The 21800-nt window shown below is 63.7% G+C and carries 24 protein-coding genes and 1 tRNA gene; 17 read left to right on the top strand and 8 right to left on the bottom strand.

The window, feature by feature from the left end:
• The 7 genes from AC1D0P_RS13335 to pth form a co-directional block, all read left to right on the top strand.
• Positions 1–892, top strand: an 892-nt coding sequence (locus AC1D0P_RS13335; protein ID WP_477677176.1) for a tetratricopeptide repeat protein, incomplete at its 5' end; no start/stop codon positions are given.
• Positions 893–907: 15 nt separating this feature from the next.
• Entirely contained in the window at positions 908–1429 is a 522-nt protein-coding gene (locus AC1D0P_RS13330; protein ID WP_477677175.1) for a lipoprotein insertase outer membrane protein LolB, read from the top strand.
• Between the two features lie 39 nt (positions 1430–1468).
• A complete protein-coding gene (gene ispE, locus AC1D0P_RS13325; RefSeq protein ID WP_477677174.1) occupies positions 1469–2389 on the top strand; it encodes a 4-(cytidine 5'-diphospho)-2-C-methyl-D-erythritol kinase in 921 nt (306 codons plus the stop codon).
• Positions 2390–2474: 85 nt separating this feature from the next.
• Positions 2475–2551, top strand: a tRNA-Gln gene (locus AC1D0P_RS13320).
• Positions 2552–2782: 231 nt separating this feature from the next.
• Entirely contained in the window at positions 2783–3757 is a 975-nt protein-coding gene (locus AC1D0P_RS13315) for a ribose-phosphate pyrophosphokinase (protein WP_477653185.1), read from the top strand.
• 113 nt (positions 3758–3870) lie between these two features.
• Complete coding sequence (locus tag AC1D0P_RS13310) at positions 3871–4566, top strand: 50S ribosomal protein L25/general stress protein Ctc (RefSeq protein WP_477653184.1); 696 nt, start codon at positions 3871–3873, stop codon at positions 4564–4566.
• 151 nt (positions 4567–4717) lie between these two features.
• The gene (gene pth / locus AC1D0P_RS13305; RefSeq protein WP_477677173.1) at positions 4718–5320 is read left to right on the top strand and encodes an aminoacyl-tRNA hydrolase; all 603 of its coding nucleotides are present in this window, start codon (positions 4718–4720) and stop codon (positions 5318–5320) included.
• A 41-nt stretch (positions 5321–5361) separates the two neighbouring features.
• On the opposite strand, the gene AC1D0P_RS13300 is transcribed toward pth, so the two are convergent.
• From AC1D0P_RS13300 to AC1D0P_RS13280, 5 genes are all read right to left on the bottom strand, one after another.
• Complete coding sequence (locus AC1D0P_RS13300) at positions 5362–5631, bottom strand: YfhL family 4Fe-4S dicluster ferredoxin (RefSeq protein ID WP_477653182.1); 270 nt, start codon at positions 5629–5631, stop codon at positions 5362–5364.
• A 2-nt stretch (positions 5632–5633) separates the two neighbouring features.
• Complete coding sequence (gene coaD, locus AC1D0P_RS13295; protein WP_477677172.1) at positions 5634–6134, bottom strand: pantetheine-phosphate adenylyltransferase; 501 nt, start codon at positions 6132–6134, stop codon at positions 5634–5636.
• An 89-nt stretch (positions 6135–6223) separates the two neighbouring features.
• Positions 6224–6877 carry a 16S rRNA (guanine(966)-N(2))-methyltransferase RsmD gene (gene rsmD, locus AC1D0P_RS13290; RefSeq protein WP_477677171.1) on the bottom strand — a complete coding sequence of 218 codons (654 nt, stop codon included), beginning with the start codon at positions 6875–6877 and terminating at the stop codon, positions 6224–6226.
• Positions 6874–8238 (bottom strand): M16 family metallopeptidase, encoded by a 1365-nt coding sequence (locus AC1D0P_RS13285; protein ID WP_477677179.1) that lies wholly within the window; start codon positions 8236–8238, stop codon positions 6874–6876. The genes rsmD and AC1D0P_RS13285 overlap by 4 nt, the downstream gene beginning before the upstream one ends.
• Before the next feature lie 19 nt (positions 8239–8257).
• Positions 8258–9664 (bottom strand): M16 family metallopeptidase, encoded by a 1407-nt coding sequence (locus AC1D0P_RS13280; RefSeq protein WP_477677178.1) that lies wholly within the window; start codon positions 9662–9664, stop codon positions 8258–8260.
• Between the two features lie 119 nt (positions 9665–9783).
• Here AC1D0P_RS13280 and ftsY point away from each other — a divergent pair, with 119 nt between their 5' ends.
• A complete protein-coding gene (ftsY, locus tag AC1D0P_RS13275) occupies positions 9784–10908 on the top strand; it encodes a signal recognition particle-docking protein FtsY (RefSeq protein WP_477677170.1) in 1125 nt (374 codons plus the stop codon).
• A 9-nt stretch (positions 10909–10917) separates the two neighbouring features.
• Here the strand turns inward: ftsY and AC1D0P_RS13270 are convergent, their stop codons facing one another.
• Genes AC1D0P_RS13270 through AC1D0P_RS13260 form a run of 3 tightly spaced genes read right to left on the bottom strand, consistent with a single transcriptional unit; the run spans position 10918 to position 13609 of the window.
• Complete coding sequence (locus AC1D0P_RS13270) at positions 10918–11931, bottom strand: YeiH family protein (protein WP_477677169.1); 1014 nt, start codon at positions 11929–11931, stop codon at positions 10918–10920.
• Between the two features lie 50 nt (positions 11932–11981).
• Entirely contained in the window at positions 11982–12761 is a 780-nt protein-coding gene (locus AC1D0P_RS13265; RefSeq protein WP_477677168.1) for an inositol monophosphatase family protein, read from the bottom strand.
• 2 nt (positions 12762–12763) lie between these two features.
• Complete coding sequence (locus AC1D0P_RS13260; RefSeq protein ID WP_477677167.1) at positions 12764–13609, bottom strand: GntR family transcriptional regulator; 846 nt, start codon at positions 13607–13609, stop codon at positions 12764–12766.
• A 68-nt stretch (positions 13610–13677) separates the two neighbouring features.
• On the opposite strand from AC1D0P_RS13260, the gene AC1D0P_RS13255 reads away from it, so the two are divergent.
• From AC1D0P_RS13255 to AC1D0P_RS13215, 9 genes are all read left to right on the top strand, one after another.
• Positions 13678–13959: a UxaA family hydrolase gene (locus AC1D0P_RS13255; protein WP_007862870.1), complete on the top strand. Its 282-nt coding sequence runs from the start codon at positions 13678–13680 to the stop codon at positions 13957–13959.
• A gap of 151 nt (positions 13960–14110) precedes the next feature.
• Positions 14111–15286, top strand: coding sequence for a UxaA family hydrolase (locus AC1D0P_RS13250; protein WP_477677166.1), 1176 nt, complete (start codon positions 14111–14113; stop codon positions 15284–15286).
• Between the two features lie 13 nt (positions 15287–15299).
• On the top strand, positions 15300–16226 hold the full coding sequence (locus AC1D0P_RS13245; protein WP_477677165.1) for a hydroxyacid dehydrogenase: 927 nt from the start codon (positions 15300–15302) through the stop codon (positions 16224–16226).
• Positions 16226–17236: an Ldh family oxidoreductase gene (locus AC1D0P_RS13240; RefSeq protein ID WP_477677177.1), complete on the top strand. Its 1011-nt coding sequence runs from the start codon at positions 16226–16228 to the stop codon at positions 17234–17236. The genes AC1D0P_RS13245 and AC1D0P_RS13240 overlap by 1 nt, the downstream gene beginning before the upstream one ends.
• A 26-nt stretch (positions 17237–17262) precedes the next feature.
• Positions 17263–18237, top strand: coding sequence for a Bug family tripartite tricarboxylate transporter substrate binding protein (locus AC1D0P_RS13235; RefSeq protein ID WP_477677164.1), 975 nt, complete (start codon positions 17263–17265; stop codon positions 18235–18237).
• A 136-nt stretch (positions 18238–18373) separates the two neighbouring features.
• Positions 18374–18838, top strand: a complete 465-nt coding sequence (locus AC1D0P_RS13230; RefSeq protein ID WP_477677163.1) for an Mpo1 family 2-hydroxy fatty acid dioxygenase — start codon at positions 18374–18376, stop codon at positions 18836–18838.
• Between the two features lie 82 nt (positions 18839–18920).
• Positions 18921–19208, top strand: coding sequence for a hypothetical protein (locus tag AC1D0P_RS13225; RefSeq protein WP_477677162.1), 288 nt, complete (start codon positions 18921–18923; stop codon positions 19206–19208).
• Between the two features lie 249 nt (positions 19209–19457).
• Complete coding sequence (rpoH, locus tag AC1D0P_RS13220) at positions 19458–20393, top strand: RNA polymerase sigma factor RpoH (protein ID WP_436156763.1); 936 nt, start codon at positions 19458–19460, stop codon at positions 20391–20393.
• Positions 20394–20608: 215 nt separating this feature from the next.
• On the top strand, positions 20609–21800 hold a 1192-nt coding region (locus AC1D0P_RS13215), incomplete at its 3' end, for a 7TMR-DISM family protein (protein WP_477677161.1).

Here is a 21800-nt window from a genome sequence, read left to right as displayed (position 1 = left end):
CCCTGAGGGTTGGTTGGTGCTGGGTTCCCTGCAACTGCAGGACAACCAACTGGCGCAGGCGCAAAGCTCGCTGGAGCGCTATGTCGGCCTGGCGCAGCAACAGACTGCCGAAGGCGAACGCAACCGCGGCTTGGCCCAGGCTTATTTGTCTCTCTCGCAAATTGCGGAAAAACGCAAGGATTACGCCGCGGCGGAAAGCTGGCTGGCCAGGATTGACAACGCCTCCGACCTGGCGCTGGCGCAGACCCGGCGCGCTTCCATCCTGGCCAGCCAGGGCAAGCTCGACGAGGGCCGCCAGCTGATCCGCAAGCTGCCCGAGCGCAATCCGGCCGAGGCCAGGGTCAAACTCAATGCGGAAGTGTCCCTGCTGCGCGAGTTCAAGCAGTACCAGCTGGCCCACAAGGTGCTAGCCGAGGCGCTGGTGAAGGCGCCAGAAGAAACCGAGCTGATTTACGACCAGGCCATGATGGCCGAAAAGCTGGGCAAGCTCGATGAGATGGAAAGCCTGCTGCGCAAGGTCATCCAGCTCAAGCCCGACTACCACCACGCCTACAACGCCCTGGGCTACTCGCTGGCCGATCGCAGCGTGCGCTTGCCCGAGGCGCGCGAGTTGATCCGCAAGGCGCTGGAATTTGCCCCCGCCGACCCGTTTATCCGGGACAGCCTGGGCTGGGTGGAATTCCGCCTGGGCAACAAGGCAGAAGCCGCGCAGATCTTCGAGGCCGCCTACAAGGCCAAACCCGATGCGGAGATCGCCGCGCATTTCGGCGAAGTGCTGTGGACCATGGGCCAGCGCGACCGCGCCATTGCCATCTGGAAGGAAGGCAGATTGCTCAATCCCGAGAACKAAACGCTGCAGGAAACGCTCAAGCGCCTGCGCGTGAAGCTGTAAGCCGGGATACCCATCTTGCCGCCCACCCTCCGCACGCGCCTGGCCCGGCTGGCCCTTGGTTTTGCGACCCTCTTCACCGTGTTTTTCGTTGCCGGCTGCGCGCAAATGCCCAGGGCAACAGCCCAGGATGGACTGAAAAACGATTTCTGGACCGGCCGTATCAGCCTGCAGGTGCAGAGTGAGCCGGCACAGTCTTTTTCGGCCAGCTTCGAGCTCAAAGGCCGGGCCGAACGCGGTGAACTCACGCTGATCAGTCCCTTGGGCAATGTGCTGGGCGTGCTGCGCTGGTCGCCCGGCGAAGCGGTACTGGACTCGGGCGGCGGCAAAGTCCAGCGTTTTGCCTCCGTCGATGAGTTGAYGGCCCAGGCCACGGGTGCGGCCGTACCGATAGATGCGCTGTTTGCCTGGCTGCGCGGCGACAATGCCGCCGCCGCCGGTTGGTCGGCCGACCTCTCACGCCGCCAGGAAGGCCGCATTTCGGCCAAAAGGTCCCAGCCGGCGCCGCAGGCCGACCTGCGTGTCGTGCTCGATCAGTAATAGCCCTCCCGCCGCCCTCCCCGGCCTTCGCTCTYTTTCATGACCTCCATCGCTCCCGCCTCAGGTACCGCGCCGCCGCTCAAGGCCCTGTATGACGTGCCGGCACCCGCCAAGCTCAATCTTTTCCTGCACATCACCGGCCGCAGGCCGGACGGCTACCACCTGCTGCAGTCCGTTTTCATGCTGATCGACTGGTGCGATACCCTGCACTTTGAGCTGCGCACTGACGGTCGGATCAGCCGGGAGGACCTGGAAACGGACGGCCACACGGCAGAAGCTTTGCCCACGGACGACCTTGCGGTGCGGGCCGCGCGGGCATTGCAGGCCGCCTGCGGCACCTCGCTGGGCGTCCACATCGGCCTGCAAAAGCGGATTCCCTCACAGGCCGGCATGGGCGGAGGTTCGTCGGATGCGGCCAGTTGCCTGCTGGCTCTGCAACGGCTGTGGGGCGTGCGCCTGCCGCCGCAGGAGCTGCGCGCCCTGGCCCTCTCGCTGGGCGCTGACGTGCCTTTTTTCCTTTCGGGCGGCCATGCCTGGGTGGAGGGCATAGGCGRAAAAATCACGCCGCTGGCCCTGCCCTCGGCTCGTTTTCTGGTGGTCAAACCGGCGGCCGGGCTCCCCACACAAGGTATTTTCAGCGCGCCGTGGCTCAAACGTGACACAGAAACTGCTACAATCCAAGGCTTTGCTGCAAATGCTGAAGGCCAGTCGAAATCGTTTGATTTCGGATTCGGCCGCAACGACTTGCAGCCGGTAGCGCAGGGGATGTGCCCGCAGATTGGCCAATCGCTCGATTGGCTGAAAAGCAGGCAACTCCAGGGGCGCATGACCGGCTCCGGAAGTGCTGTATTTGCGCAACTGCCGCATGAAATGGATTTGCCGGACACCTCGGGATTGCCTGAGGGCTGGAAAGTCCGCCAATGCGGTAATTTGGAGGCGCATCCCCTGGCCGGTTGGTAAAATAACCGCTCTCGAAATGTGTTTCCAAGCGACCATAAATGAATAAGTTATAGGTCTGTTGTTGGCAACAACAACTGTCCTGTGTAGGGGTGTCGCCAAGCTGGTTAAGGCACCGGATTTTGATTCCGGCATTCGCAGGTTCGAATCCTTCCACCCCTGCCAAATTTAAGACTGAGGGCCACAGCCCCGGTGTCGCGGACCCGCCCGGCGCGGGCCTGCGTGACTCCTGACAGACCCGCATGATGTGTATCAGCGGGTCTGTATGTTTTTGGAAACACGGCAGCCAAGCGGCGCTCACTGCCAAGCCCGTAGCAACGTGTTGTCCCCCGTGCGTATTTTGCTTCGATCAGAAATTTCAGCCACGTTCAAGTCCTTGTAGCAGCTGGGCCCCACATGCAAACGCACCATCCCGACTTCATGGTTTTTACCGGCAATGCCAATCCGAGCATGGCCCTTGAGATCTCCCAGCACCTGGGCATTTCGCTGGGCGCGGCCCATGTGGGTCGTTTTTCGGATGGTGAGGTCACCGTCGAGATTCAGCAGAACGTGCGGGCTCGCGATGTGTTTGTGGTTCAGTCGACCTGCGCGCCGACCAACGACAACCTGATGGAATTGCTCATCATGGTCGACGCGCTGAAGCGGGCTTCGGCCGAGCGCATCGCCGCGGTGATCCCGTATTTCGGCTATGCGCGGCAAGACCGCCGCCCGCGTTCGGCGCGTGTGCCGATCACGGCCAAGGTGGTGGCCAACATGCTGCAGGCCGTGGGCGTGTCGCGTGTCTTGACGATGGACCTGCACGCCGACCAGATCCAGGGCTTTTTCGACATCCCGGTCGACAACATTTATGCGTCGCCGGTGCTGCTGGGCGATTTGCGCCAGAAGAATTACGCCGACCTGATGGTCGTTTCGCCCGACGTGGGCGGTGTGGTGCGGGCCCGGGCGCTGGCCAAGCAGCTGGGCTGCGACATGGCCATCATCGACAAACGCCGCCCCAAGGCGAACGTGTCGGAAGTGATGCACGTGATCGGCGATATCGAAGGCCGCAACTGCGTGATCATGGACGACATGATCGACACGGCCGGCACGCTGGTCAAGGCGGCCGAAGTGCTCAAGGAGCGCGGCGCCAAGAAGGTTTACGCGTATTGCACGCACCCGATTTTTTCGGGCCCGGCCATAGACCGCATCGCCAAGGGCGACGCGCTTGATGAAGTGGTGATCACCAACACCATTCCGCTGAGCCCCAATGCAGAAGGCTGCAAGAAGATTCGCCAGCTCTCCGTGGCGCCGCTGATCGCTGAGACCATACAGCGCATCGCCAAGGGAGAGTCGGTCATGAGTTTGTTTTCGGACCAGGACAACCTGTTCTGAGCTGAAACAAAAAGCGGCTGCACGGCCCGCGAAGCCTCAAGCTTCACGGAATCCAGGCAGCTTTTTAAAGCAGAGCGAGACTGGTCGCGGTCCGTTCTTTATTGGAGTTGATTATGAAATTCGTCGCTTTTGAGCGCGCAAAGCAGGGCACGGGTGCGAGCCGCCGTCTCCGCATCACGGGCCGCACGCCCGGTATTGTTTACGGTGGCACCGGTGAACCCACGCTGATCGAACTCGATCACAACGCGTTGTTCCACGCCATCAAGAAAGAAGCGTTCCATGCTTCCATCCTCGAGATGGAACTGGCCGGCAAAGAACAAAAAGTTCTGCTGCGCGACCTGCAAATGCACCCGTACAAGCAGCAGATCCTGCACATCGACTTCCAGCGCGTGGAAGCCAAGACCAAGATGACCGTCAAAGTGCCCGTGCACTACAGCGGTGAAGAAGAGTCGCCGGCCGTCAAGACCGAGAACTGCCTGGTCAACCACGTGATCACCGAGCTGACCGTCTCCTGCTTCCCGGCCGACATCCCCGAATTCATCGCCGTCGACCTGAAGGGCCTGAAGAAGGGCTCGCCGCTGCACGTCAAGGACATCACGCTGCCAAAGGGCGTGAAGTTTGTCGCCAAGGGCCAGGAAAACCCGGTTCTGGTGTCCGTGTCCGCCGTTTCCGACGAAGCCGAGGCCGATGCCGCAGCAGCCGCTGCAGCAGCCGCACCGGTGGACCCGAAAGCCGCCAAGGCCGCCGCCGCCAAGGAAGCCAAAGCCGGCGCCAAGGCTGACGCCGCCAAGCCTGCCGCCAAGAAGTAATTCGCTTCAAGCGCAGGCCTGAAAAGGCCAACGGCCCTTGTCCTCTTGCGGGACAAGGGCCGTTTTTCTTTCTCACTAGGATTCTGAACCGCAAGCCTCCGCAAAAGGCCGGGCTATGCGCACCTAGAATCGAGCGGATGGAAATCTCCAAATGATCAAATTGTTCGTCGGTCTGGGCAATCCCGGTCCTGAATATGAGGCTACCCGCCACAACGCCGGCTTCTGGTGGATAGACGCCCTCTCGCGGGAGCTCAAAGCCCCTCTCAGCCTCGAAAAAGGCTACCACGGCCAGGTTGCACGCATCACGGTGAACGGCCAGAACGTCTGGCTGCTCAAGCCGCTGACCTTCATGAACGTGTCGGGCAAGTCGGTCGCGGCGCTGGCGCGGTTTTTCAAGCTCGCGCCCGAGGAAGTGCTGGTAGCTCACGACGAGATGGACATCGTGCCGGGGCAAGTCAAACTCAAGTTCGGCGGCAGCCACGCCGGCCACAACGGCCTGCGCGACATCCACGCGCAGCTGGGCACACCCGACTACTGGCGCCTGCGCATAGGCGTGGGCCACCCCGGCGTCAAGGCCGAAGTGGTCGACTGGGTGCTGAAAAAGCCTTCGGCCGAGCACCGCATCGCCATTGAAGACTGCATCACCCGTTGCCTCAAGGCGGTGCCGGAGCTGCTCAAGGGCGAGATGGAAAAGGCCACGATGATGATCCACACCAGCACGCCGCCGCGGCCCAAACCGCCACGCAAGGTTTAGAACCGGAATCCGAAGCCAATCCGAAGACTGGGGTTAAATCTTCAGCGTGCCGCGATGATGGGAATCACGGCCTGCAGGCGCTGGTATTTTTCCCACAGGGTTTCCCGCGTTTCAATGTGCTGCGGATTCAGGGGAATGCAGGCCACGGGGCAGACCTGCACGCACTGCGGTTCGTCGAAATGGCCGACGCATTCGGTGCATTTGTGCGGGTCGATCTCGTAGATCTCTTTGCCCAGATAGATGGCCTGGTTGGGGCATTCGGGCTCGCAGACGTCGCAGTTGATGCATTCGTCGGTGATCATCAAGGCCATGTTCAGCCCCCTTTCGCTGCCCGGTGCGCGACCGCGAGGGCCGACGCCACCGCGGGGCTCACCATCTGGGCCACGTCGCCGCCCAGCTTGCTGATCTCGCGCACCAGCGTGCTGCTGATGCATTGCAGCGGCGCGTCAGGTAGCAAAAACACGGTTTCCACCTGGGGGCGCAGCTTGCGGTTCATGGCCGCCATCTGGGCTTCGTAATCAAAGTCCGTCAGGTTGCGGATACCGCGCACCACGGCCGAGGCTTTTTGCGCCGCGCAAAAATCCATGATCAGGCCGTCAAAAGGCAGCACGGCCACGCCGGCAATGCCCTGCGTTTCGGCCTGTACTTGCGCCACGCGGGCCTCCAGCGAAAACAGGGTTTTCTTGTGGTGGGCCGCGGCCACGGCGATGACGATCTGGTCAAACAGCCCGGCCGCGCGGCGCACCACGTCGCCATGGCCCAGCGTGAAAGGGTCAAAAGTGCCGGAGTAGACAGCGATGCGCGGGGTGGCCATGCTGGAATTATGCCCGCCCCACCGCTGCAACCGGCCGGCTGGCCCCCGTAACCACGCGGCAGGCAAGGCTGCCGGACTCGTGAGCGGTATCAGGCCGCTGGCGCGCCCAGCCCGGCCAGCAGGTGGAAATGCACGGCACCGGCCTTGCCGTTGCGGTGCAGCTTGAGGCCCAGGGGCAGCAATTCCTCCTCAGTCCAGGCTTTGGGGGACTCCAGGTACACCAGGCCGGTTGGGCCTATGGCCCGTGCCGCGGCTTGCAGTGCGGATTCGAACAGCGTGGACTCAAAAGGCGGGTCCAGCAGCACCAGTTGCAGGCTGCCGGGGGCAACGCGCTTGAGCGCACTGAGCCCGTCGCCGCGCTCGATGTGGCACATCTCAGCCTTGAGCCTGGCCTGCACCGCCTTGAGCTGCAGCACCAGAGCCGGGTCCTGCTCGCACAGCAGCACGTCGGCAGCGCCGCGTGAGGCGGCCTCAAAACCCAGCGCGCCGGTTCCGGCGAACACGTCCATGCAGCGCCAGCCCGTCAAGTCCTGGCCCAGCCAGTTGAACAAGGTTTCGCGCACGCGGTCAGGCGTGGGACGCAGGCCGGGCTTGCTGGGAACCGGCAGCTTGGTGCGTTTGTACAGCCCGCCGATGATGCGGATTTCGCCGGGCGGCACGGTCTTGCGGCCCACCACCTTGCCGCCCTTGGGACGCGGTTTTTTGCCGGCGGGGGTTTCTGTGGGTGCGGGAGTGTATTTCATGGTGCGGCGCCGAGGATAACAGTGACCATTTTCTCAGGCTGCAGCTTGCGCGCAAAGGCGGCCTTGATGTCGGCCACCGTCACCTTGTCCACCTGCTGCGTCCAGGTGTCCAGGTAATCCAGCGGCAGCTTGTTCCAGGCGATGCTTGCGATGTTGTCCAGCAGCTTGCGGTTGCTGTCGATGMGCAGCGCAAAACCGCCTATGAGGTTGTCCTTGGCGGCCTTCAGTTCGGCCTCGGTGGGGCCGTCGGCGACAAAGTCCTTGACCACCTCATGCGCCAGCTTCACCGCCTGGCCGGCCTGATCGGGCCGCGTCTGCAGGCTCACAGTGAAGCTGCCGGCATGCAGGCCGGGCGAGAAATAGCTGGTAACGCCGTAAGTCAGCCCCCGCTTTTCACGCACTTCCCGCGTCAGGCGCGAGACAAAACCGCCGCCGCCCAGGATGTAGTTGCCGATGGTCAGCGCGAAATAATCCGGGTCGGTGCGCTTGAAGCCGGGCTGGCCTATCAGCACATGGGCCTGCGCCGAATCAAAGGGAATGCGCTTTTCCTCGGCCTGGGCCAGCGGCGCCACTTCGGCCACCTCCGGCAAGGGCGGCAGGCCGGCGCACGCCACCTGAGGCAGGCGCGACAGCAGGCGCGCCGCGATCACATCGGCCTGCGCGCGCGTCACGGCGCCCACCATGCTGACGCGCGCGCGGCAAGCCGCCACGCCGGCGCTGTAGAAAGCGCGCATGTCGGCCACGCTGATGCGCGCCAGCGTGGCCTCGGTCACCTCATAGCCGTAGGGGTGCGTGCCGTACACCGCTTTCGCGTAGGCACGGGCAATGATGCTGCCGGGCCGGGTGTAGGACTCCTTGAGCGAGGCCACCATGCGCTCGCGTTCACGCTGCCAGATGGCGTTGGGGAAGGACGGCTCGGCGATCTGGCGCGCCGCAAGCGCCACGGCCTTGTCGAGCAGCTCGGGGTCAGTCAGGGAGCGCAACGAAAAACCCAGGCGCTCACCCGTGGCGCTGACGCCGAACTGTGCCCCCAGGTCGGCCCAGGCCTCGCTGAGCGCATTTTCGTCCATGGCGGGCTCGCCGTTTCTGGCTTCCAGGCCCTTGTCCAGCATGGTCATGGTCATGCTCGCCAGGCCCGCCTGGGCGGCCGGGTCGCGCCGGGTGCCTGCATCAAAATCGATCTGCACATCCAGCATGGCGATGGCCGGGCTTTCGACCAGGTAGACCTGGGCGCCGTTCGTTTGTGTCCATTGCTGGATGGGGATGGCCGCACCGGCCGTTGCCTGCAGGCACAGGCAAAAAAAGCCGGCAACCCAGAGGGTGAGAGAGCTGCGAGCCCTGTTTTTCGTGGCGATGTTCATGAGGATTCGGGTGTCGGGTTCAGGAGCCGTCATGGCGGATGGGGAGCGCCGGCTTGCGGGGTTTGCGATTGGGGTCTACGGGTTGCGGCAGCAAGGTGACCTGGGTCATCTGGTCGTCGCCGAAGTATTTGGCGGCTACCGCCTGCACTTCGGCGGTAGTGACGCGGCGCAGGCCGGCAATCACACGCTCGCTGCCGTCCAGCGGCAAGCCCTGTACCCAGTTGGAGCCCAGTTCGCGCGCCTGGCTGAACACGGAGTCGAGCTTGTAGATCTCGCTGGCCACCCACTGCGTTTTGACGCGCTTGAGTTCCGCCTCGCTCACGCCTTCGCGCGCGACGAGCGCCACTTCGCGGCGCAGGGCCTCGGCCACCTGCTGGGTGGTCTTGCCGTCCGCGGGAACGCCGTCGAGCACAAAAAGCTGCGGCCCCCGCCCCATCAGGCCATTGGAGGCGCCCGCGCCGTCGGACACCCGGTTGTCGCCCTGCACCAGGGCCCGCTCCAGGCGCGCACCGCCATAGCCGTCGAGCACCGCGGCCAGCACGGTGAGTGCCAGCGCGTCGCGGCTGCCCGCAGCCGTCGGCGAAACCGGTGCGCCGGCGACCGCATCCGCGAGGTCGGCCGGCTCCAGCTTGGGCACCTTGAAAGACATGCCGACGTAAGCCTGGCTCGCCGGGGCCTTGTAGTCGAGGCGGCGCAGGCCATCCTGCTCGGGCTCTTCGCGAGGCTTACGCACGGGCACCGGCCGGGCGGGGATGCCGCCGTAGTATTTCTCGACCAGTTTCCTGACCTGGGCGACTTCCACGTCGCCCGCCACTACCACGGCCGCATTGGCCGGCACATACCAGCGCCGGTGGAAATCGCGCACGTCGGCCGGCGTCATGGCGTCCAGGTCGCTCATCCAGCCGACGACAGGGCGCCGGTAGGGCGAGGTCATGAAGGCCATGGCCGCGCCTTGCTCGTACAGCATGGCGCGCGGCGAATCCTCGGTGCGCAGGCGGCGCTCCTCCTTGACCACCTCGATCTCGCGCTTGAACTCTTCGTCGGGCCACTGCATGTGGGCAAAGCGGTCGGCCTCCAGGCGCATCACCTCTTCAAGCTTGCCGGCGGGAATCTGCTGGTGGTAACCGGTGCTGTCGCGGCTGGTGAAGGCGTTTTCGCGGCCGCCCAGCGCGGCAACCCGCTTGGAAAAATCGCCGGGTTTCACCGTCGGCGTGCCCTTGAACATCATGTGCTCCAGCGCATGGGCCACACCGGAGGTGCCGTCCACCTCATCCATGGAGCCGACCCGCACCCACAGCATGTGCGCCACCGTGGGTGCTCTACGGTCGGGTTTGACAATCACCGTGAGGCCATTGGCCAGCGTGAATTTCTCCACCACCGGCACGGCGGCGGGCGTCTGCGCGAAGGCGGCGCCCCCAAGGCACAGCGCGGGGTACTGGGGGCGTCAAAAGGGTTTGTCTGGGGTGTTTCATAGAATAGCTGGGTGGCGCCGCACGTTGCCCCGCAATGGTGCAACAGCCCACTAGGACTCCGCAAGCATACCCAATGTTCAGTTTTTTCAAGAAAAAATCCCCGCCCCCCGCCGCCGCGCCTTCTCCGGCCCCTGATGCCCCGCCCGCCGTGGCCGCGGACAGCGCAGCGGTGGCCGCCCCTACGCCGGCGCCCGCCGGGGGTGGGTTGATAGGCAGCGCGCTGGTCACACCCATCGCCATTCCGGTCCCGGGCGCCATCGCGCCGGAGCGTGAGCGCTGGCTGGGCAAGCTGCAGGCCGGCCTGCGCAAGACCGGCTCCAGCATCTCCACCGTGTTCACCGGCAGCCGCATCGATGATGCGCTTTACGAAGATCTGGAAACCGCCTTGCTGATGGCCGACGCCGGCACCAAGGCCACCGAACACCTGCTGGCCGACGTCAAGCGCCGGGTGCGCGAAGGCGGCATGACCCACCCCGTGGCCGTCAAGAACGCGCTGGTGGACTCCATCGCGCAACTGCTCAAACCGCTGGAGCAGCCGCTGGTGATTGGCCAGTACCAGCCCACCGTGATCATGGTGACCGGCGTGAACGGCGCCGGCAAGACCACCTCCATCGGCAAGCTCACGCGCCACCTGGCCACCGAGGGCGCTTCGGTGCTGCTGGCGGCGGCCGACACCTTTCGCGCGGCCGCGCGCGAGCAGCTCAGCGTCTGGGCCGACCGCAACACGGTCGAGATCGTGAGCCAGGAAGGCGGCGACCCGGCCGCCGTGAGTTTCGACGCCGTGAGCGCCGGCAAGGCGCGCGGCAAGGATGTGGTGCTGGTCGACACCGCCGGCCGCCTGCCCACACAGCTGCACCTGATGGAAGAGCTGCGCAAGATCAAGCGTGTGGTGCAAAAGGCCGACGCCACGGCTCCCCACGAAGTGCTGCTGGTCATCGACGGCAACACCGGCCAGAACGCGCTGGCCCAGGTCAAGGCCTTTGACGACACGCTGCAACTGACGGGCCTCATCGTGACCAAACTGGACGGGACGGCCAAGGGCGGCGTGCTGGCGGCCATCGCGCTGTGGGCCCGCGAACGTGCCCTGGCTTCGCCGGCGTTGCGCCCCGTCTCGGTGTATTTCATCGGCGTGGGCGAGCAGCTTGAAGACCTGGAAACCTTCAACGCGCGCGAATTCGCACAGGCCCTGCTGGGCTGAAGCGCTTCTTCAGGCGCCGCCAAGCCGCAGCAGCAATACCGCTGCCACCACAAAGACCACGATAAAGACGGTTTCGGTCACCAGCAGCGCGACCGGCTTCCAGCCCAGCTTAAGCAGGTCCTCGAAGCTGGTCTTGACACCAGCGGCAGCGATCGCCGTCACCAGCATCCAGCGTGAGGCGTCACCGGCCAGTTGAACCAGCGGCGGGCTGATGAATCCGGCGCTGGCCAGCATCACCAGCACGACAAAGGCCAGCAAAAATCCCGGCACCAGCGGCACTTCGGTTTCCGGCACCTTCACGGCCGGATGCTTGCGGTACATCACCGCCACCGCCAGCACCACGGGCATCAGCATCATGACGCGGAACAGCTTGACCACCGTCGCCGTGTCGCCGGCCTGCGGGCCCAGCATCATGCCGGCCGCCACTACCTGGGCCACGTCGTGGATGGAGCCGCCCAGCACGATGCCGGCCTGCCCCGGCAGCAGGCCTATGGCCTGGAGGCTGAAGGGGTAGACCACCATGGCCAGCGTCGACAGCACCGTGACGCCCACGACGGCCAGCAGCGTGAAGCGCTCGTTTTCCTTGGTCTGGGGCAGCACGGACGAAATCGCCAGCGCCGCCGACGCGCCGCAAATCGCCACCGCGCCGCCCGAGAGCAGGCCCTCGTCGCGCGAGCACTTGAGCCAGCTCGCCAGCAGCAGGCCCAGCCCTATCGTGAGCAGCACCGCCAGCACGATCACCGCCGCGGTCCCCAGGCCCAGCTGGGCCACTTGCGAAAACGTGATGCGCGCGCCCAGCAAGGCCACTCCGACGCGCAGCACCACCCGGCCGCAAAAACCTATGCCTTTGGCCGTCTGCGGATTGCTGTTGAGGAAATGAAAAGCCAGGCCTATCAGCAGCGCATACAGCAGCTGCGGCCCGCCGTAATGCTCGGATACGAAGGTGGCCGCCAGCGCAATCACCATGCATACCATCACACCGGGGAAATACGAAGCCAGCTGCACGCGCCATTTGAGAATCATCGGGACCCAGTCAAAATAATCAGGAAGAGATCAGCGAGGCGACGCCCGCCTCATGGGCGCTTGAGCACGCCTTCGAGCAAGGCGGCGCCGGCCGGGCTGCCGGCCACCAGCATGCGGCTTTCCAGCAGCGGCAGGCCGTCCATCGCATGCATCACGGCACCGGCTTCGCGCAACAGCACCGCGCCGGCCGCCGCGTCCCAGGCGCCCATGCCGCGCTCCCAGAAAGCGTCGGCCCTGCCGGCCGCGACATAGGCCAGCTCCAGCACCATCGCGCCGCTGCGGCGAACCTGCCCGAAGGTCTTCAGCACGCGGCCGAACTCGGCGAGGTAGTCGTCCATGAAGGGCGCGCCGGGTTTGGGAAATACCGTGGCGACCAGGCACTGGCCCGGCAGGTGCGGCCCGGCGCAGGCGATGCGCTGTCCGTTCAGCCACGCACCCAGGCCGTTCGCGGCCGTGAAGACTTCATCGCGCGAAGGATCGACCACCACGCCCAGCACCGGCTCGCGGCCCACGCAGAGCGCGATCGACACCGCGTATTGCGGATAGCCGCGCGCAAAATTCGCCGTGCCGTCAATCGGGTCGACCAGCCAGGTGGGCGCGTCCGTCAACTCGCCGTCGCCCTCCTCGCCGACAAAGTGCCCTTCCGGCAGGGCCTGCTGCAAGGCTTCCTGCAGGTCCTCTTCCACCTCGCAGTCAAAGCGTGTGACCCAGTCACCGGGTGCTTTCTGGCTGACGTCCGCCGGCTGCAGGGCAGCCCGCGCCTGCCCGATACGGGCGGCCGCCTCCATGCCGGCAAGCCGGGCTTTTTCGAGCAGAAAAACAAGGTCCATGCTCATGCTTTCTTGGACAGCACACTGACGTAGTCGTGTGCCTGGGTGTTGATGGTCGACACGCGGTACTCCACCGGCTTGTCGCCAAAGGTCAATGCCAGCCGGTGCACTTCCATCACCGGGGCGCCCGCCGCCACACCCAGCACACGGGCCGTGGCCTTGTCGGCCGCCGCCGCGCGTGCGCGCTCCTGGGCGCGCAGCACGGTGATGCCGAAGTCGGTCTGGTAGAGCGCGTAAATCGTGCTGGGCCTTTCGACAAAACGCTTTTCGGTGAGGTTGCGAAAGAGGGCCGCCGAAATCGAGAGCCTGTCGTGCATCACCACGCGGCCGCGCAAGGCGAGCCGGTTCTCTACCCTGAACACGGCCTCGCCGGCCTTGATGCGCAGGGCGGAGGCTTCGAACTCGGTCGCCCGCTCGCGCGCAAAGGCGATGCAATCGATCTCAGGATAGTCACGCTCAAGCGCCTCTTCTTCGTCACCGAAGTTCCAGCGCGGCTCCACATGGAAAAACTGGAACATGAAGCGCGCACTGGTGTGCGGCGCCACAAAAGTGCCCTTGCCCTGCCGACGCACCAGCACGTGCTCATGCACCAGTTCGTCCACCGCATGGCGCAAAGTGCCCACGCTCACCTGCAAAATCCCGGCGATTTCGGCCTCGCTGGGCAGGGGTTTACCCGGACCGTAGTGCCCCGCTTCTATGAGCTTTTGCAGTTCGCGCTTGACCTGGCGGTACAGCGGCAGCGTGTCCCCGCCCGCCAGCGGGCGCAGGGGAGTGGATAGTTTTTTTTCGGTCACGGCCGCCATTGAAACACCGATGGCCGGGTCGTACAAGTCATATATATGAGTCAATTGACAAGGTCGTGGGCGTCCATAAAACTGGCGGCTCGAATTAACCCAGGCCCCTTGATGGAGAACCCATGATTCATTTTGTATTGCATGACGCCAAAGACACCGTGGCCGTTGTGGTGGTGGAAGGTGTGAAAGCAGGAACCGCCATGACCGGCTGGATCATGGACGAGGACCGCATGATCAACGTGCAGGCCCAGCAGGACATCCCCATAGGCCACAAGGTGGCGCTCAAGGACATGGCCGTCGGCGATACGGTGCTGAAGTACGGCATCGACATGGGCAAGGTCGTCGCCAACATCAAGGCGGGCCAGCACGCACATGTCCATAACATCAAAACCAAACGCTGGTAATTGATGGCGCTCCCGGCTACTGCGCGGGCGGGATGCTGCGTTGCAAATCCTCGCCGAGCACCGGCCCGGCTCCGGTTTGCGCCTTGCCTGCCGCCCGCTCGCTACGCCGGGCGCACCATCAATTCGATCATTTTTTGAAAAAGGATTTTCCATGTCAGTCATTAACAAAGACACCACATTCCTGGGCTATCGCCGCGAGAACGGCCGCGTCGGCGTGCGCAACCACGTCATCATCCTGCCGCTGGACGACCTGTCCAATGCGGCGGCCGAAGCCGTGGCCCACAACATCAAGGGCAGCATGGCGATCCCGCACCCTTACGGTCGCCTGCAGTTCGGCGCCGACCTGGAGCTGCACTTCCGCACGCTGATAGGCGCGGGCTGCAACCCCAACGTTGCCGCCGTGGTGGTGATCGGCATTGAAGACAGCTGGACCAAGAAGGTGGTCGACGGCATTGCGACCACCGGCAAGCCGGTGATCGGCTTCGGCATCGAAGGCCACGGCGACCACGAAACCATCATGAAGGCATCCAAGGCGGCGCGCGAATACGTGCAGTGGGCCAGCGAGAAGCAGCGCGAGGTCTGCGGCATCTCCGAACTCTGGGTTTCCACCAAGTGCGGCGAGTCCGACACCACATCCGGCTGCGGCGCCAACCCCACGGTGGGCAACGCCTTCGACAAGCTGCACCCCCTGGGCAACTACCTGTGCTTCGGCGAGACCTCGGAAATCACCGGCGGCGAAAAAATCGTGGCCGACCGCTGCGCCAATGACGCGGTGCGCGACCAGTTCATGTTCATGTTCAACCGCTACCAGGACATGATCAACCGCCACAAGACCAGCGACCTGTCCGATTCGCAGCCGACCAAGGGCAATATCGCCGGCGGCCTGACGACCATCGAGGAAAAAGCCCTGGGCAATATCCAGAAGATCGGCAAGGTCTGCACCGTGGACGGCGTCATCGACAAGGCCGAGAAGCCGACGCACCCCGGCCTGTGGTTCATGGACTCGTCCAGCGCCGCCGCCGAGATGGTGACCTTGTGCGCAGCCTCCGGTTATGCCGTGCACTTCTTCCCCACGGGCCAGGGCAATGTGATCGGCAACGCCATCGTTCCGGTGATCAAGATCTGCTCGAACCCGCGCACCGTGCGCCTGATGAGCGAGCACATCGACGTGGACACCTCGGGCCTGCTGCAGCGCGAGATCACGCTGGACCAGGCCGGTGACAAGCTGCTGGAGAACATGCTGCGCACGGCCAACGGCCGCCTGACCGCAGCTGAAGCGCTTGGCCACCGGGAGTTCGTGCTGACGCGCCTGTTCGAATCAGCCTGAACACGGAGGATGCATGGCGCGCATTGTCATCTGCGAATTCATGGACGAGCGCGCCGTGGCGCGGCTTGAAGCGGCGCACGAGGTACTCTACGAGCCGCAGTTGGTGAGCGATGCCGCCCGCCTGCGCGCCGAGGCAGCCAAAGCCGACGCGCTGGTCGTGCGCAACCTCACGCAGGTGCGCGGCGAACTGCTGGCCGCGCTTACGCGCTGCAAGGTGGTGGGCCGGCTCGGCGTTGGGCTGGACAACATCGACGTGCCGGCCTGCGAGGCCAGGGGCATCAAGGTGATCCCAGCCACCGGCGCCAATGCGCTCAGCGTGGCCGAATACGTGATCGCCAGCACCATGCTGCTGCTGCGCGGTGCTTTTGCTTCCAGCGCGGCGGTGGCCGCTGGCGAATGGCCGCGCGCAGCGCTGGGCAACGGGCGCGAAACCGCCGGGCAAACCTTGGGCATCATCGGTTTTGGCTCCATAGGCCAGACCACGGCACGACTGGCACGTGGCCTTGGCATGCAAGTGATCGCTTACGACGCCATGCTGGCGCCCGATGCGCCCGTCTTCGCGCAAGCCGGCGTGCGTTATGCCGGGCTGGACGAACTCATCAGCAACGCGGATGCCGTCACATTGCACGTGCCCCTGGTTGATACGACGCGTGGGCTGTTCAGCGCGGCACGCATTGGCCAGATGAAAAAAGGCGCCGTGCTGATCAATACGTCGCGAGGCCACATCGTGGACATCGCAGCTGTCAGCGCGGCACTGCGGTCGGGGCACCTGGGCGGTGCGGCCATCGATGTATTCGACGTCGAGCCCCTGCCGGTGAGCGCGGCCTTGCAAAGTTGCCCCAACCTGTTGCTTACACCACACATTTCGGGTGTAAGCATGCAATCAAATGCACGCGTATCGTTCATGATCGCGGACAAGGTGCTGGAGAACCTGAAGTAATGGTCCAACTGTCTATTGAAGAAGCAACCCGCCTTGCCACGCTGGCGCTGCGCAAGGCAGGCGCGGCGGAGGCCATGGCGGCCACCACCGCGAGAGCACTGGTTCGCGCCGAAACGCAAGGGCTCGCGTCGCATGGTTTAAGCCGCGTGCCGCAATACGCCACCCATCTTCGCAACGGCCGGGCAGACGGCCATGCCGTGGCCGTCGTGGCGCACAAAAAAGGTGCGGCCGTATTGGTGGATGCAAGGCAGGGCCTCGCCTTCCCCGCCTGCGACCTGGCAATCTCCACCGCCATCACAACCGCCCGGGAACTGGGCGTGTGTTTTGTCGGGGTGACCAACAGCCACCATTGCGGCGTCTTGGTGGACCATCTGCGCGCCGCAACCGATGCGGGCCTGGTGGGCCTGGGCTTTGCCAATGCGCCGGCGGCCATGCCGGCGGCGGGCGGCAAGCATCCGGTCTTTGGGACCAACCCGATTGCCGCCGCCTTTCCCCGCAGGAATGCCGACCCCCTGTTGATTGACCTGTCACTGAGCGAAGTAGCGCGCGGCAAGGTCATGGTTGCGGCCAAGGAAGGCAAGGCCATTCCGCTGGGCTGGGCGCTGGATGCACAAGGCCGGCCCACAACGGACGCACAGGCGGCCCTGGAGGGCTCCATGCTGCCGCTGGGTGCCGTGAGCAGCCCCAAAGGTTCCATGCTGGCGTTGATGGTGGAGMTGTTGGTGACAGCCGTGATTGGCGCGCAGTTCGCTTTTGAGGCATCATCGTTTTTCGTCGATGAAGGTAATCAGCCGCGCATCGGCCAGGCTTTCATCCTGATTGACCCGGGCGCGCTTGCAGGCACAGACACTTATTTTGAACGCATGGAAACCGTAATCGCCGAAATGCTGTTGGATGACGGCGTACGCCTGGCCGGCGCGCGGCGTCTCGCACTCGAAACGAAAGCACTACAGACGGGACTCAACATTCCCGACGCACTCAAATCACAGTTGGATCAGTTAGTGGGTTAACAATTATTCAATCAACAGGAGTAGGCATGAAACGTCGCGACATCGTATTGGCATCAGCAGGTGCAGCCCTGACAGGCGTTCCGGGCCTGGGGATGGCTCAACAGGCCTTTCCCAAACCGGGCAGCACCATCAAGTATGTGGTCCCGTTCACGCCCGGCGGCCTGACCGACATGATGGCCCGCACGGTCGCCCAAAAGCTGTCTGAAGCGTGGAAAACTCCAGTGATTGTCGAAAACAAGGCCGGCGGAAACGCACAGATCGGCGCCGAACTGGTCGCCAAATCACCGCCCGACGGCAATACCATCCTGGCCATCACGTTGACGCACGCCGCGAACGTGTCTCTCTATCCCAATGCGGCTTACAGTTTCACCAAGGACCTGCGCCCTGTCGCCTTGCTGGCCAATTCGCCGATGCTTGTGGTTGTTCCCGCTGCCAGTCCGATCAAGGACTTCAAGGACCTGATGGCGGTGTCCAAAACCAAGCAGCTGAGCGCGGGCTCGAGCGGCAACGGTACTCCGGCACACCTGACCATGGCCTTGTTCTGCGAGCTGAACAAAACGAAGATGATCCATGTGCCCTACCGCGGCGGCGCGCCATCGATGGTCGACCTGATCGGTGGCCAGCTGGACGTGATTTTTTCCAACTATCCGGAATCGATCGCTCACGTCAAAGGCGGCAAACTGCGCGCGATCGCGATCTGCAGCCTGGGCCGGCACCCGGGGGTGCCTGATGTCCCGACTGCTTTCGAGGCCGGTATGACTGGCCTCTTTGTCGAAAACTGGACGGGAGCCATGCTCCCGGCCAAGACACCGGATGACATCGTGGACAAATTCTCGCGCGAGATGATCAAGATCATGTACAGCGCGGAAGTGGAAGAGCGCGCCAAGCAGCAAGGCTTTCGTGTCTCACAAAAGGGTTCAGAAGAGTTCGGCCGCTTCCTGAAAAGCGAAATAGACCGCTGGAGCCGGATTATCAAGACCGCGAAAATCACGCCGACCTGATCGGCAGGCACAGCCGCTAAGTACAAAGTTCGCAGGCCGCTCGCGGCCTGCGTTACGTTGTGTAAATCGCCGCTCCGGTTCTGGCGGCCTGGCGGAAAATCCGCCCCACAGGCGATCCCCGCCGCTGGAGACATACATGAACGACATAGCGGACATCCCCGATGCCGTTGCCGGGCCGCGCAAGGTTGACCAATTGCTGGCGCRCTATGGCGAAAGCCACCGGAACCCGCGCAACGAACTGATCCATTTCATCGCCATTCCGCTCATCATGCTGAGCCTGGTCGGCATGCTGTTTGCGCTGCATCCCTATGTGGCTTATGCCTTTGTCGCGGCCAGCATGGTGTACTACGCCCGTCTGTCCGCGGTGTTCTTCGCGACCATGGCGCTGTGGTCTGCGGTGTTCMTGGGCGTGATATTTGCCATGGGCTCGCTGGTGCTGCCGATCTGTATCGCCATTTTTGTCGGCGCCTGGATCTTGCAGTTCATAGGCCACAAGATAGAAGGCAAAAAGCCCTCGTTTTTTGAAGACATCCAGTATCTCTGGGTCGGCCCGCTGTTTGTACTGAGCAAGCTGTTCGCCAGGCTGGGCATTCGCTGGTGATCCATCCAGCATGCTTCCCAGCTTGAAATAGCAGCTCCCGGCTCCACCTATAAGGTTTAAACCTTTTAACGGGTGCTCCGCCTTGATCAGCAAAATCCTGCGTTTTTTCCTCAAACTGGTGCTGGGCCTGTTTGCGGCGGTGTTCGCCGTCAGCCTGCTGGTCGCCGCGCTGATCGTCGTTGCCCTCAGCCTGCTGAAGTCGCTGGTTACCGGCCGCAAGCCGGCACCTGCCATGGTGTTCGGCCGCTTCCAGCGCTACTCGCCCCAGGGTATGTGGCCGGGTGGCGCAGGCCGCGACGCCGGCAACGCGTCAGCTGACGTTGTCGACGTCGAGGTACGTGAAGTGCGCGACGACAAGCGCCTGCCCTGAGCGCSTGCCGCTTTTTCTTGCTGTCTCACCCGTTCCGGGGCATTACCAGCGTTTACATCCCGGAAACCAAAAGCTCCCGAACCAAAACCGCCCCCTTTGGTCATACTGCATACCAAGGGTTACTACTTATTAGCCTTGCGCTATCCGAGTCATTGAACCTATTGCTTAGCACTCGCTCCAACAGAGTGCTAATATTTAGCACTAGAGAAAAGGAGTTCTGCAGTGTCATATGCTCTTTCCCCCCAATCGCTGACCGCTGCCGTGGCCGTGCCCCAGACGGGCGCCGTCGCAGCCGTCAACCCTTGGTCGCTGGTTCCCCCGCTGGGCAACCTGGACGCCTATATTTCCGCCGTCAATCGCCTGCCCATGCTCACCCTGGAGCAGGAGCAGGAATTCGCCAAAAACCTCAAGGAAAACAACGATCTTGATTCCGCCGGTAAGTTGGTGCTCTCTCACTTGCGCCTGGTGGTGTCGATTTCGCGCAAATACCTGGGTTATGGACTGCCTCACGGCGACCTGATCCAGGAAGGCAACATCGGCCTGATGAAGGCCGTGAAACGCTTCGACCCGGACCAGAACGTGCGCCTGGTGAGCTATGCCATGCACTGGATCAAGGCCGAGATCCATGAGTACATCCTGAAAAACTGGCGCATGGTCAAGGTCGCCACGACCAAGGCCCAGCGCAAGCTGTTTTTCAACCTGCGCTCCATGAAGCAGGGTTTCAAGGACGACGCCGACGTGGCGACGCACCGCGACACCCTGACCGAAGGCCAGATCGACTCCATGGCGAAGACACTGAACGTCAAGCGCGAGGAAGTCATCGAGATGGAGCAGCGCATGTCGGGTGGCGACGTGCTGCTGGACCCGAGCCCCGGCGACGACGGCGAAGACGCCTTCGGCCCCATCGCCTATTTGGCCGACGCGACGCAGGAACCGACCGCGCTGATGGAATCGCGCCAGCGCGACAATCTGGCCTCGGACGGCATCACGGCCGCGCTGGAAGAACTGGATCCGCGCGCACGCCGCATCGTGGAAGAGCGCTGGCTCAAGGTAAACGACGACGGTTCAGGCGGCATGACGCTGCATGACCTGGCCGCCGAATACAAAGTCAGCGCCGAGCGCATTCGCCAGATCGAAGTCGCCGCGATGAAGAAGATGAAAAAAGTGCTTGCGGCCTACGCATAAGCGAAGACGCATAAAAGCGGAAGCCCTCCAGGCCAGCCCGCTTCACTAAGCCCGCACCCTCCACAGTGCGGGCTTTTCTTTTTGTGGGAGCCCCCGTCTCATCCGGTTTTTGCCGCAATAAATTGCCGTTGCGCACGCACGCCACTTCGCGCAGGCGTGGAAGGCCGGCGAAAATTTAAAACTTTTTTGTCCACGCACGGCCGCACAATGAATTCGTGCGGATCTTTCACGCGCTCACCGGCAAGCCCGGACGCTTTCAGCGCTTCGTGCGCGCCCTTCTCTGCGGCAACGGCATCAGGGGAGCGCTGGCGGCGTGCCTGCTGGCTTGCGTCACGCCGGGATGGGCGCAGCACGGCGCCGACGCGCGGCTGCCGGTACTCCAGCTCAACGCGCCCGACGGCCAGATTCCCCTGGCTGAACACAGCCAGTTCTGGATCGATGCGACCGGCCAGGCCGTGCTGGAGCAGGTGGAGGCCTGGGAGTACGACCTGCCGTTCGCGATGCGCCCGGCCGGCCATACCGTCATGCTGGACGGCCAGGTGATGTGGCTGCGCTTTAACGCCATGCAGCCGGACCTATCACAGCGCTGGGCGCTGGAGGTCAGCAGCGCGGGTGTAGACCGCGTGAGCCTGCACTACCGTGACGTCGCCGGAAACTGGGTCGAACAAACGGCCGGTGACAAAATCCCGGTGAGCCAATGGCCGCGCCCCGACCGCTTCCCGGTTTTCGACCTGGACAGCGAACAAACCCGGCCGGTCACCTACTTCATACGCATCGAACATGCGCGCAGGCCGTTTTCTGCGCCTCTGTTTATTTACAAGCACCCCGCCTTGCTGGCGCAGCGCATGCAGGAGCAATTTCTGCTGGGCGCCTATTTCGGCCTCGCGCTGCTGATGRCTCTGGTGGCGGCCGCCAATGCCGTGGCCTTCAGGGACAGGAGCTTCACCGCCTACGCCGTGTACATCACCGCGCTGGCCGGGGCGCAGGCCGCGTTGCTGGGCATAGGCGGGCAATACCTCTGGCCGGACTCGGCGGTCTGGAACGACTTGTCGGCCTTCCTGCTACCGGTGCTGGCGGCCTGCAGCGGCATCTGGTTTGCCCGCGTGGTGACCCGGCCGCGGCAGTTCTCGGTCGTGCTGGACCAGCTGTCGCTCAAGCTGGTCATCGTACTGGCGGTGCTGGGCGCACTGGATATCTTGTTCCCGACACGCGCGGGCTTCCTCGCCGTCACGGCCGTCATCATCGTGGCCATGGCGCTGATCTGCGTGATGGTCTTCATGGCGTGGCGAAGCGGCGACCCCACCATGCGCTGGATCGCGCTGGGCTTTGTGCCGATGGCGTTGATGGTGCCGTTCCCCCTCCTGCGCAACCTCGGCCTGATTCCCATCAGCTTCCTCACGCAATACG

Source organism: Polaromonas sp. P1_G2 (genome assembly GCF_056405515.1).
Note: the sequence above shows the minus strand (reverse complement) of the source record. Positions and strands in the feature narration are given on the sequence as shown.